Raw genomic sequence first — 12,878 nt, 5'->3', positions numbered from 1 at the left:
AAATTTGTCCGACAGGAGATTTTTTTGTCTGGGAGTTTCACAAAATTATCACAAATTTATCCTACTTTTATCACAAATTACTTTTACACTATAATCCGATAGAGATGCCCCTGGATTCCCCCATTCTCTGTTTCATCCGGGGGCATTTTCTATTGGTATTGAAAAGATGCCAGAGTCAAAGGGCTTCAGTTTCGGGATCTTTTGCCTCTGGCATCTTATAAAATGGGAAATCGATAATTAAAAAAAGTATTTCCCTGAGAATAAAAGGAGGAGAGTAAAGTGATCGAAGTAAGTAATCTGGTCAAAAAGTATGGTGATCATACTGCAGTTGACCATCTTTCCTTTCAGATCGAAAAGGGGAAAATTTACGGATTCCTGGGCCCCAACGGTGCAGGAAAATCAACAACTATGAACATGATCACAGGATACATTGCTTCCACAGAAGGAAAAGTGATGATCGATGGTCATGATATTCTGGAGGAACCGGAGGCAGCCAAGAAATGTATCGGCTATCTGCCGGAAATGCCGCCGCTCTATTTTGACATGACTGTTCTTGAGTACATGAAATTTGCGGCTGATCTGAAAAAAATCCCAAAAAAACAAAAAGACAAACAGATAAAAGAAGTCATGGATATGGTAAAGATCACAGACATGAAAGACCGTCTGATCAAAAATCTTTCCAAAGGTTATCGCCAGAGAGTGGGTCTTGCACAGGCAATCCTGGGATATCCGGAGGTAATCATCTTGGATGAGCCGACAGTAGGACTTGACCCGAAGCAGATCATCGAGATCCGTGACCTGATCAAAGGCCTGAAGCAGAAGCACACGGTTATCCTAAGCTCCCATATCCTTTCCGAGGTAAGAGCAGTGTGTGATTATGTTCTGATCATTTCCCATGGAAAGCTGGTAGCCAGCGATACACCGGATAATCTGGAACGTCTGGCAGCAGGCTCCAACAGCCTCCTTATGAAGGTAAAAGGCGAGAAAGACACGATTCGAAAAGCTCTGGAAACGATCGAAGGCGTAACCGGGGTGGAAATGTCCTATGACAGCGATGAAAAATTGTGGAAAACAAAACTTTCCATTCAGGAAAATGTGGATATCCGTGAAAAAGTCTTCTACGCTATGGCAAAAGCGAACTGTCCAATCTACGAGATGCAGGTTAAGAGAGTTTCCCTTGAGGATGTATTCCTTGAGCTTACCAAAGGAGAGAAAAAATCCGCCGGAAAACCGGAAAGCTCACAGTGGAAACCGGTAGAAGACAGATCATCGGAAGAAGAAAAAACTCAGGAAGAAAAAACTCAGGAACCAGAGAAGGCTTCTGATGAGAAAGAGGGGGATCAGTCATGACAGCGATTTTTAAAAGAGAATTGAAAAGCTATCTGACCTCCATGGTTGGATATCTCTTTATATTTTTTGTCCTGGTGCTGACCGGAATTTATTTTTCCGCATATCAGCTTTCAGGCGGCTATTCAAAATTTGAAACTACTTTAAGCGCACTGACCTTTGTGTTCCTGATCGGTGTGCCGATCCTTTCCATGCGTGTACTTGCAGAAGAGCGCAAGCAGAAAACGGATCAGCTTCTTCTGACCGCACCGGTATCTGTATGGGATATCGTATTTGGAAAATATCTTGCGCTGGTAGCTGTGTTTGCCATTCCGGTCGTGATCATGTGCGTTTATCCTCTGATCATGAGTAAGTTCGGAACGATTTCCTATGCTTCCGCATACACCGGGATCCTAGGATTTTTCCTTCTGGGATGTGCGAATCTGGCGATCGGTGTATTTATGTCAGCACTTACAGAAAGTCAGGTAATTGCAGCAGTACTTACTTTTGTATTCCTGTTCGCTTTCTATATGATGAACGGAATTTCCTCATTCTTTTCACAGACCTCCATGTCAACCGCAGTGGCATTCGGACTTCTGATCGTAGCGATCGCGATCATCATTTATACCATGATCAAAAATGTCCTGATCTCTGTAGTGATCGGAGCTGTGGGAGAGATTGCCCTTGTGATCGTATACGTTGTAAAATCCAGTATTTTCCAGGGTGGTATCCAGAAGGTACTGAACGTATTTAACCTGAGTGGACATTATGATAATTTTACAAAAGGCGTGTTTGACGTGACAGGAATCGTTTATTTTATTTCTGTTATTGCGATCTGCCTGTTCCTTACCATGCAGTCCATTCAGAAGAGACGCTGGAACTAGGGGGTGAATGGAAATGAAATTCAGTGAGAAATTTAAGAAAAATAAAGGCGAGGCAGCCGTACCGGAGACCGCACAGGACTCCGGCAAAAAGAAACATAAACCGGATCCGAAAAAACTGGTAGGCACCATCAGCAAAAAACATATCAAAAACGGTTCCTACAGCATGGCTATGGCAGCTGTCTTTATCGTGATCGTGGTTGTGATCAATATGATCGTCGGTGCGATCCCATCCAAATATTCACAGCTGGATGTAAGCTCATCCAAGCTTTACACCATCGGTGATGAAACAAAGAAGGTACTGAAGGCACTGGATAAGGATGTTACCATTTATCAGATCGCGGCAAGCGGTTCTGAGGACGACACGATCTCCAATCTGCTTTCACGTTATAAAGATGAGTCCAAGCATATTAAAGTTGAGGTGAAAGACCCTGTTGTAAATCCGAAATTTGCATCGGAATATACAACCGATGATCTTGCGTCAAACAGCCTGATCGTAGTCTGCGGCGACAGAAACAAGGTTATCAATTACAACGATATGTATTCCTCTTCAGTAGACTATAATACCTGGCAGCAGACTACTACCGGATTTGATGGAGAAGGACAGATCACAAGTGCGATCGGTTATGTAACATCCGAGGATCTTCCAATCATGTATACCTTATCCGGACACGGAGAAAAAGATTTGGATTCCAGCTTTAAAGAAGATATCCAGAAAGCAAACATTGATATTAAGGAGCTGAACCTTCTCACAGAGGGAAAGGTTCCGGATGATGCAGACTGCCTGATGATCGTATCTCCGACCAGCGATATTTCCGAGGAAGAAAAAACAGAGCTCCTGGATTATCTGGAGGCAGGCGGAAAAGCTATGATCTTCTCGGATTATACACAGGATGATCTGCCGAACTTTGATGCGGTTCTTGAAAACTATGGTGTAAAGTGTGCCGAGGGAATCGTATTTGAGGGTGATAATCAGCATTATGGAATGCAAATGCCATATTATCTTGTACCAACAGTCAACAGCACAGATGCAAGCTCTGAGACAGCTTCTGCAGGCTCCTATGTACTGGCACCGTATGCACAGGGCATTCAGAAAACAGATGATGTAAGAGATACTGTAACCATCGACAGTATCCTGACAACCTCTGACAAGGCTTACTCCAAAACAAATATGCAGAGCAGCAATATCGAAAAGGAAGACGGAGATGCAGACGGACCGTTTGATCTTGGTGTTGCCATCACTGAGAAACTGGATGATGATAAGGAAACACAGATTGTTTACTACTCCACAGCAAATCTGATGGAGAGCCAGGTGAACCAGATGGTATCCGGCGGAAATGAAAAGCTCCTTCTGGAGTCCTTGAATTGGATGACCAGCACGGACGACAGTAATTCCGTTTCTATTCCATCCAAGAGCCTTGAGTCCACAAGTCTGACAGTAACCGATTATGATGCAGCCTTCTGGAAGATCTGTACCATTGGTCTGATCCCGGGAGTGTTCCTTGTTGCAGGATTCCTGATCTGGCTTAAGAGGAGAAAAGCATAATGAAAAAATCGACCAAACTTGTTTCAGCAGTTGTTGTTCTGGCAGTTCTCGGCGGCGTTTATGTGGGACTGAATACCTACGTATCCAAAGAAGAAAAGACAGAGAGCAGCAGCGATGAGGAAAGCAAAACAGAAGTGTTTTCCGTGAAAACGGATGACATTAAATCCCTGGAATTTATCATAGACAAGAAGGAAGTGACCTTTGAGAAAAAAGATGATTCCTGGGTGAAAAAGGATGAGACTGCTTTTCCTGTAAATCAGACAACTCTGGATTCCGTAGCTTCCGCCATCAAAAAGGTGGAAGCGGACAGAGTCCTGGAGGATGTGGAGGATCTTACGGAATACGGACTGGATTCTCCATCTAACACAGTAACCGTTGATACCGCTGATGGGACAACGAAGCTCAACATCGGAGATGAGAATACGTCTACGAATCAGTATTACATTTCCAAGGATGATGATGACAGCACGGTATATGTAGTGGCAGCGGACACAGTGTCTCCGTTTATGAATTCCCTTTACGATTATGCACAGGGAGAAGATTTCCCAACAATTGATTCTTCCACAGTGAAAAAGGTTCAGGTCAGTGAGAATAAAGATTCCTATGTCCTGGAAGAAAATTCCGACGGAGCTACCTGGAATGTTTCCAGTGACGGAAGCAGCGATAAAGAGTCTGCCGATACAACGGCAGCAGGAAATGTAACCTCCGGACTTGGAAGCTTTGCATTTGACCAGTTTGTAAACTACAATGCAGAGGATCTTTCCCAGTATGGCCTTGATAAGCCCTATGCGACGATTACAGTGGATTATCAGGAAGAGGTGGAGGATGACAGCACAGACAGTACAGAATCCGGAGAAAACGATTCTACGGCCTCTGAGAGCGATTCTGAGAGCAGCGACACTACTGACACGGACAGCAGCTCAGAAGATGCAGACAGCAAGACAACCACAGTGGATAAACAGCTTGTCATTTACGTTGGTGATGAGGCAGGAGATGGCAGCAGATATGTAACGGTAGATAACAAACAGATCTATACAATGTCAACAGATACATTGAGTGCAGTTATTGACAAGACGCCGTCAGATCTCTGGTCACTGATCGTCAATTATCTGTCTGTAAAAAATCTGGATCAGCTCCAGGTTACTTATGGTGAAACAACAAGTACTGTAAATGTTTCACGTGAAACATCCACAGATGATGACGGAAACGAAAAAGAAACAACAACCTATCAGCTGGATGGTAAGGAAATAGAAAGTACAACCTTTACCACCTTCTACAACAAGCTGATAAACATGGCAGGACAGAAGAGACTGACAGACGCTTATACACCGGCTGCAGATCCGGAGATGACCGCTGTATTCACAGACTCTGACAAGAACCAGACAACCGTTACCTTCTACACATATGACACAAACTATTATGCAGCTGTCGTTGGAGACAAGGTATTTCTTGTAAACAAAATGACAGTAAAAGAAATGTTCAATGCATATGAAACCATGGTAAACGGTGAAACAGAGACAGAAGTCACAGCAACACCAACAGCTGAGGCGGAAAAATAAAATATTAAGAAAATAAATAAAAACACCTCGGAGATCCGCAAACAATAAGGTGATCTCCGAATATCCGTTTGATGATCAGATATTCGGAGACACCACATAGATTAGGATTTTCCGGGGTGTTTTTATGTCGCTATTATTTTACGGTCCTTACAGATGAATAAGGTCCGTATATTTTTTTACCGTTTGTGATGCGGTATGCACGGATACAGTATTTGGTTGCGGTGCCTGGCTTTTTATCGGTGTAGGTTGTATTTTTTGTATTGCCGATAGCTTTCCAGGTTTTACCATGAAGACGGTAAATGGTGTAGCATAGGTGATGATTCCGTCTGTTTTTGCGGTCAGTGGATTAGATGCATACCAGGTTGCCTTTCCATTGAAAACCGCAGGCTTGCAGTCAGAAAGAGCTCCGGTTTGTGAGTAGATCTGAGAAGTCATATTGCCGCTTCTTCTGAATCTGACAGGAGTGTTTCTGAACTGAAATCTGCTGCATAGGTCAGGCACGGTGTACTGGCGATCATGGCAGCGGAGATCATAAGGGATAGCAGTTGGGTTGTTCTCTTTTTCATAGATTTCCTTCTTATGTATGCGTGAATTTTTGGCTGCAGGTAAGTCTCTTATGTATGCGTGAATTTTTATGTTGCAGGTAAGTCTCTTATGTATGCGTAGATTTTATGTTGCAGATAAGTCTCTGTAATTGTCGCAGCTTGCTTTGCGTAACTGTGCAGGGATTTACCTGATCAGATCTAAGCAAATGAGGATGCTTTTATCCGCTTGATTTTCTGTAGCTGCTATAATTGTAGCGTAGAGAATTGGTGGAGACAACATAAAAAAACTGTACAGAAGCTCAGATGAGATTCTGTACAGTTTTAATTTTTCTATATCTAACAGAAGGTTCGGGGGAGCTTCTGTCAGTAACTAAGTATTATGCAAGACCTCTTTCTTCCAGCCAGTCGAAGAGAACAACTTTTTCTGCTTTCTTTCTCTTGGTCATGTGATTGAACTGAAGGATCGTCAGGATCGTGAAGATCACTAACAGTGCAACCATTACAATAATGGAAGTGGTAATGCTCCGGCCACCGCTGATCGTTGCACGGAATGCATCGACCGTATAAGTAAACGGAACGTATGCATGGATCTTTGCAACGAATGAAGGTGAAACCTCAACCGGATAAGTTCCGGCAGATCCTGCAAGCTGAACGACCATGAATACCAGCATCAGGAAGCTTCCTACTTTACCAAGAGTAATGTTGAAGAAGTACATGATAGAGGTAAAGGTCATTGATGTCAGGCAGGCGAAGAGTACGGTTTTGCCCATCTCTGCAGGTGTGAATCCGTTAAATGCACGTAACAGCAGGATCAGGCAGATTCCCTGAAGGATCGCTACCGGATAAAGGACGGAAGCCTTGCTTGCCCACCATGCGAAACCGGATTTCAGTTTGCCCTTATACTGAGCCAGAGGATACATCAGGCAGAATGCCAGTGCGCCGACCCAGAGGCCAACAGACATCATGTAAGGTGCCATTGCGTGTCCGTTATTCGGGACATCGGTAAGTTTTGTTTCATCGCTTACAACAGGAGTTGCGAACATTTTGATCGTTTCATCACTTGCTGAATTGTCTTTTACAGTGGTAGCTCCATCGCTGAGGCTTGTGGTCAGTGTCTTGGAACCGTCCTTCAGTTCTTTCATACCGCTTCCAAGCTTCTTGGAGCCATCATACAGCTGAGAGGAACCGCTCTGAATCTGGGCAGCGCCATCTGCAAGCTGTTTTGCACCATTGTTAAGTGTTCTGTTGTTGCTTACAAGCTTCTCGGTACCGCTGAGAAGTGTTGAGGTACCGTTTGCTAATGTCTTAGTTCCGTTTGCAAGAGTAGTAGCACCGCTGGAAAGGGTTTTGGCTCCTGTTGAGAGCTTTTTGGTACCGCCTGTAAGAGCGGAGCTGTTTTCGGAAAGCTTAGCAACACCATCGGTGTAGGTTGTGATTCCGGTTGTCAGTGTTCCGGAACCATCGGCTAATGCTTTTGTTCCATCTGCAAGAGTAGCAGCACCGCTGGAAAGAGCATTGGCTCCTGTTGCCAGTTTCTTGGTGCCGTTTGTAAGAGCAGCACTGTTTTCGGAAAGCTTAGCAATACCATCGGTGTAAGTTGTGATTCCATTTGTCAGTGCCTTAGAACCATCTGCCAGCTGACCTGCACCGGATTTGATATCCGGAAGTGCGTTAGTGATCTGCTTGCCGGCTGTTTTAAGATTCTTTGCACCGTCATTGAGCTGCTTATCATAAGATGTCAGTTGGTCAAATCCATCGTTCAGAGCTTTGATTCCTGTTGCTGCAGCCGGGAAGGCTTCGACTGTGCCGTCTTCCAGAGACTGAAGTCCTGCGGAAACGTTCTTGGTTCCTGTGTTTACAGCCTGTGCACCCTGATACAGCTGGGTAACACCTGCAGAAAGCTGAGCGATCAGATCTGTAGGAAGCTGACTTGTAGCTGCAGATAACTGCTCTGCACCTGCGCTCATGGTTGTTGCACCTGCACTCATCTGGTTTGCACCATCTGTCATGGTTGTTGCACCCTCAGAAAGTGTGCCGGCACCCTGAGTCAGTCCTCCGGAGATCTGAGTCAGTCCGGAAGCTGCTTCGTTAAGCTTGGAAGCAACAGTATTCAGGTTTTCCTGAGTAGAAGAGAGCTGACCGGATACACCAGCTGCAAGCTGTGAAACCTGATCAGAATAGCTGCTCATGTAAGAACCGTCCACGCCAGTCATTCCACCGGCTACGCTGTTTAAAGCGTTGATCACATCATTCAGAGCTGCTGCGGAAATGGTTCCGTCCTCAGAAGCGGTTGCCTGAATCGCCTGAAGCTGTGCTGCTAAATCGGTCATTGTCTGTCCGGCAGTACCAATCTTGGTATTTGCATCAGTAAGTGCTTCCGTTGTCTGCTGTCCGTATCCTGTAAGGATGCTGCTGACCTGATCACCTACCTGTGAGAACTGTGTGCCTGCATTCTGGAGAGCAGGGATCAGACTGTCTGTGATACTGCTGCTGGTCTGACTTGTGATGCCTGCGGCCTGAGTGATATATCCGGCTGCGTTGTTGATTCCGTCTGCGGCATTGTTCATACCAGCTGCAGCACTGTTCATACCAGCTGCGGCTGTGTCCATACCATTCTTTGCGGACGTAAGGCCGTCTGCAAGCTTGTTGATGGATTCCTGTGTTGTTCCCTCTTTCAGAGCAGAAACCTTATCGTTCAGGGCTTTCAGTCCGTTTTCCAGCTGCTGTGTTCCGGATATCAGTGACTGTGAGTCATCGGTTCCTTTGGTAACACCGGTATTCAGCTGAGAGATACCATTGGAAACTGTTGTGAGTCCGTCTTCAAGTTTTGCAAGCTCTTTGGCACCGGCTGCGAGTTTGCCAGCACCAGCCACATAGGTGGTAGTTCCATCTGCAAGAGTGTCAGCACCAGCTACATACTGTGTTGCTCCGTCGGAAAGAGTATCAATACCTGCACTTAATGCATTTGCACCGGATTCCAAGCTGCTTGCGCCGGATTTCAGTGTATCAGAATTTTTATTAAGTTCATCCACACCAGCGGTGTACTGCTGAACACCTTTATCCAGAGTATCCACGCCGGTTGTCAGCTCAGGAACCTTTTCTGTCAGAGCTGCAACGCCGCTGTTCAGCTGGTTTGCACCGGATTCCAGGCTGCTTGCGCCGGATTTCAGTGCATCAGAATTTTTATTAAGCTCATCCACACCAGCGGTGTATTGCTGAACACCTTTATCCAGAGTATCCACACCGGTTGTCAGCTCAGGAACCTTTTCTGTGAGAGTTGCAACGCCGCTGTTCAGCTGATCTGCACCATCGTCCAGGCTCTTTGCACCATCGTTAACCTTTGCAACACCATCGGTGTAGGTCTTAAGACCTTCGGTGAGACTGTCAGCACCGCTTACGAAAGTAAGAGTACTGGTGGAAAGCTTCTTAAGGTTTTTGGTAATTGTTTTGTTACCATCAGCTGCTGTATTCAGTCCGTCTTCGATCTTTCCGGATCCGTCTGCAGCTTCCTGCATTCCGTCACCTGCTTCTGAGATAGAATCAAAAACGGTTTCTGTATAGGTTTCCGTAACCTTGGAAGCAATGTTATCACGAAGCTTCAGCATTGCTGTTTCACTGAGCTTGGAGGCGATATAGTTGGTTCCAGGGTTTGTCTCATAGGATAGCTCCATTTGCTTTGGATCGTTGTCCATTACAGTGGCTGCGTTTGCGGAGAAATTTTCCGGGATTTTGATAACCATGTAATAGGTTCCATTGGCCAGACCGTCCTCTGCTGTCTTGCTGTCTACAATGTTAAATGCCATTGAGTCGTTGTCTTTCAGCTCATCCGTCATGTCCTTACCTATGCTTAAGGTCTTGCCATTATACTCGACAGGTTTGTCTTCGTTTACCACGGCCACTGGCAGGCTGTCTACGTTTCCGTAAGGATCCCACATGGATTTCAGAAACAGACCTGCATAGATGATCGGGATTACGATAATGGCGATTACGACGATAAGCATGAGCTTGTTACGAAGTAAGCTTTTCCATTCGTTTTTGATCATATTACCTATCCCTTTCTTATTAAATTGTATTATCAAACATAGTTGATTAATCAAACTTTATTCCAGTAATGGCGACGAGATCTATTAATCATATTAAAATCTATTAATAGCTTTATATTCCATTATCAAACAAAGTGTTGATTTTCTTTACGTGATGTATTATACTAAACACATACCACAGATACAACCATTAAATCTTTACTGAATGTATATTAATAGACGGAAATAATGGAAGTGTCTATTACAAATAAAAAACTGCATAATAGACAAAAAGTACGTTATTTCCTTTGAATTTATGTGCAGTTGGTAATATTAAATGCAGACAGGATTCCTATGTTTCAACACAAATATGCAGCAGATATCTGGTATCGTGTAGGTCGGCGTCGTTAACAATTTTGATCTTGTCAATTCTTAACAACAGCAGATATCTGGTATCATGCAGATCGGCGTAGAGAAAGCGAATGCTTTTATTCGTTTGAAGGATGCATTATGCATTGTATGACAGTTGCAGAGTATCGTAAGTAACAGGTGATTGAGGCGGAGGAAACGTGCTTGCTTTTTTGAATTGCAGGGGGAATTAAGATGGCGGAAAAAGTTGACAGAAGAGTACGTAAGACCAAGGCACAGTTGCGAGCGGGGCTTGCCCGTCTTATGCAGAAGAAGAGCATTAAGGAAATTACGGTAAAGGAACTGGTGGAAGAAGTTGATATCAACCGCTCCACATTTTATCTTCACTATACAGATATCTATCAGATGCTGGAATCCATAGAGGCTGAATTGATGGAGGAAATCACGCGTCTGGTGGCAGACTATCCTCTGGATCCTCTTAATAATAAGGAGAGCTCGTATCCTTTTATTGAGCAGATATTTACGATCCTGGATCATAATAAGGATATTTGTATCGCACTTCTTGGAAAGAATGGAGATATGGCTTTTGTGAATCGTATAGAAAAACTGATCGCAGATACAGTGCTGCATCGCTTGTCAATTCGTCTGCCGAAAGACAACCGTGATATTGAGTATGCGTATGCGTTTTGTCTGAATGGATGCGTGGGAATGATCAAGACATGGCTGTCTTCTGAGAATCAGGAGAGTACACAGCATATGGCAGAGCTGACACATAAGCTGATCGATAATACAACACACATGTATCTGGAGCAGGCACTTAGATAAGAGAAATGTCCGGATGCATGCTGTGAGTCTGGTAAAAAATAAAGAGTATTGTTTCACGTTTGTTTGAGGGAAAACTTATGTTTCACGTGAAACAGTACTCTTTTTTTATTGGCTTTTTGTTGGTTTATAGCATTTCCACAAATTACTGCATGAAGCTCAATGGCTCCGAATATGAACAATGTACTTTTAATGCGTTGATTTCCAAAATTACTATAGATAAATTTTGATGCCGGATCATAAGTTGTTTTTACAGGAAAATAGCTACCTGTTCCAGGAAATGTTCCGGATCTTCCAGATGAGGAAGATGTCTGGTTTCCGGGATCACAGCGGTTTCAATGGAAGAATTCAGCTTCTGATATTCCTCTGCAATAAGAGAAGCGGAAGCTTCTTTTTCTCCGGAAATAATATAGATGCATGCATCGGAAGCTTCTACGGCATTATTAATGCTGATATTCAGGTATTTGCCAATGTAGCTGGAATACAGATATTTGGCGTTGGAACCGCCCTTGTGAGCGGATTCATAATAGGTGTCTACCAGTGTATCTGTTACATGGAAGGGATTGTAGAACAGCTTTTCCATAAACAGACTGCTGATGGATTCGCGGGAAGCTACCATATGATAGATCAGAGTTCCGAAAATCGGAAGCTCGATAAAATACTTAAAGAGCTTGTTGTCTTTACAAGGTGCCTGCTTCAGGGAACTGAAGCTTGGTGGATTGACCAGCATGATCTTGCGGAAATGGTCGGAATTGTTACGGTAAGCCATGATCGCAAAAGAACCTGAGAAACCACTGGCAATAACATCGGTTTCCTCATGAATCACATTCTTGACAAAATCACAGAGTAACTGAGCAAATACAAAATTGGTATAAGTAATATCCGGTTTTTCGGAACGTCCACATCCAAGAAGATCAATGGTGTAAACTGTATGTTCGGTTGCGAGCTGCTTCTCTATGGAATTCCATTCATAACCGGAAGCACCTGGCATGATATCATGAATAAGAAGAATAGGGGTGCCATGTCCCTGTTTTGTATAAAAAATCTTTCCAAAACGCCAGTCATAGGTTTTGCTGTGTGGCTGTTCCAGCATATCTTTAAGCTGAGATGTGGCATCTATGAAACGGTTAGCAATATGAATAACACCTGCGGCAGTTCCGACTAAAGCTGCAAGAGTAAGTAGTCTGTGTCCATTTTTCTTCATTAAAAAGCCTCCTGGAATTCGTAAAAATAATCAGGACAGATGTAACGTAATTCAGGTATCTGATCTGATTTTTTCTGAATATTTCTTTGCTTTATTATACGACAGGAACGAAAAATTTACAATGCTTTTGTGGGAACCCTAACCTTGTTATTGTATGTTGACGCTACTGTCCATTCTGTTCTTGGTGATGATCGCTAAGTCGCTGTTTGTTCTGCTTTCAGTAACGCGCTTCGCAATGCAAAGAATTTATGTTGATCGCATAAATTGGTGCAGTATGGTCTCGGGCTTTCTGCGACCTTCGTTCACAAAAAAACTTACGGAATTTAACATTGAACAGTAACGCTCGCTAAGTTGCTGTTCGTTCTGCTTTCAGTAACGCGCTTCGCAATGCAAAGAATTTATGTTGATCGCATAAATTGGTGCGGTATGGCTTCGGGCTTTCTGCGGTCTTCGTTTATAAAAAAACTTACGGAATATTGTCAGTGAACAGTAGCATCGCCAATACGCTTCATGATACATAGAAATCAGATTTCGAACCGAATCAAGTAAATCCCCTGCTTTAATGAAGAGCAATAAGCAGGGGACTTACTTGTATCAGGAGAAG

General features: G+C 43.8%; 9 protein-coding genes. 5 read left to right on the top strand and 4 right to left on the bottom strand.

What is annotated here, in order from left to right; all coding sequences use genetic code 11:
- Nucleotides 1–279 precede the first annotated feature (279 nt).
- Genes CCC70_RS08910 through CCC70_RS08895 form a run of 4 tightly spaced genes read left to right on the top strand, consistent with a single transcriptional unit; the run spans nucleotide 280 to nucleotide 5,312 of the window.
- Nucleotides 280–1,350, top strand: coding sequence for an ABC transporter ATP-binding protein (locus tag CCC70_RS08910; protein ID WP_270390101.1), 1,071 nt, complete (start codon nucleotides 280–282; stop codon nucleotides 1,348–1,350).
- Nucleotides 1,347–2,210: an ABC transporter permease gene (locus CCC70_RS08905; protein ID WP_015526545.1), complete on the top strand. Its 864-nt coding sequence runs from the start codon at nucleotides 1,347–1,349 to the stop codon at nucleotides 2,208–2,210. The genes CCC70_RS08910 and CCC70_RS08905 overlap by 4 nt, the downstream gene beginning before the upstream one ends.
- Nucleotides 2,211–2,223: 13 nt before the next feature.
- The gene (locus CCC70_RS08900) at nucleotides 2,224–3,753 is read left to right on the top strand and encodes a GldG family protein (protein WP_278603729.1); all 1,530 of its coding nucleotides are present in this window, start codon (nucleotides 2,224–2,226) and stop codon (nucleotides 3,751–3,753) included.
- On the top strand, nucleotides 3,753–5,312 hold the full coding sequence (locus CCC70_RS08895) for a DUF4340 domain-containing protein (protein WP_278603728.1): 1,560 nt from the start codon (nucleotides 3,753–3,755) through the stop codon (nucleotides 5,310–5,312). Before CCC70_RS08900 ends, CCC70_RS08895 begins: the two co-directional genes overlap by 1 nt.
- Nucleotides 5,313–5,459: 147 nt before the next feature.
- Here the strand turns inward: CCC70_RS08895 and CCC70_RS08890 are convergent, their stop codons facing one another.
- The 3 genes from CCC70_RS08890 to CCC70_RS08880 form a co-directional block, all read right to left on the bottom strand.
- Entirely contained in the window at nucleotides 5,460–5,747 is a 288-nt protein-coding gene (locus CCC70_RS08890; RefSeq protein ID WP_021651035.1) for a hypothetical protein, read from the bottom strand.
- The gene (locus CCC70_RS08885) at nucleotides 5,744–5,878 is read right to left on the bottom strand and encodes a hypothetical protein (protein WP_270390107.1); all 135 of its coding nucleotides are present in this window, start codon (nucleotides 5,876–5,878) and stop codon (nucleotides 5,744–5,746) included. The genes CCC70_RS08890 and CCC70_RS08885 overlap by 4 nt, the downstream gene beginning before the upstream one ends.
- Nucleotides 5,879–6,234: 356 nt before the next feature.
- The gene (locus tag CCC70_RS08880) at nucleotides 6,235–9,900 is read right to left on the bottom strand and encodes a YhgE/Pip domain-containing protein (protein ID WP_270390109.1); all 3,666 of its coding nucleotides are present in this window, start codon (nucleotides 9,898–9,900) and stop codon (nucleotides 6,235–6,237) included.
- Nucleotides 9,901–10,482: 582 nt separating this feature from the next.
- Between CCC70_RS08880 and CCC70_RS08875 the strand changes: the two genes are divergently transcribed.
- A complete protein-coding gene (locus CCC70_RS08875) occupies nucleotides 10,483–11,073 on the top strand; it encodes a TetR-like C-terminal domain-containing protein (RefSeq protein ID WP_270390111.1) in 591 nt (196 codons plus the stop codon).
- 247 nt (nucleotides 11,074–11,320) lie between these two features.
- Here the strand turns inward: CCC70_RS08875 and CCC70_RS08870 are convergent, their stop codons facing one another.
- Nucleotides 11,321–12,274, bottom strand: coding sequence for an alpha/beta fold hydrolase (locus CCC70_RS08870; protein ID WP_270390114.1), 954 nt, complete (start codon nucleotides 12,272–12,274; stop codon nucleotides 11,321–11,323).
- Nucleotides 12,275–12,878: the final 604 nt, after the last annotated feature.

Origin of the sequence: Blautia sp. LMAG:89 (genome assembly GCF_008679485.1) — a bacterium.
GTDB classification, from domain to species: Bacteria; Bacillota; Clostridia; order Lachnospirales; family Lachnospiraceae; genus Blautia_A; species Blautia_A fusiformis.
This window is presented reverse-complemented; position numbering and strand designations above follow the sequence as displayed.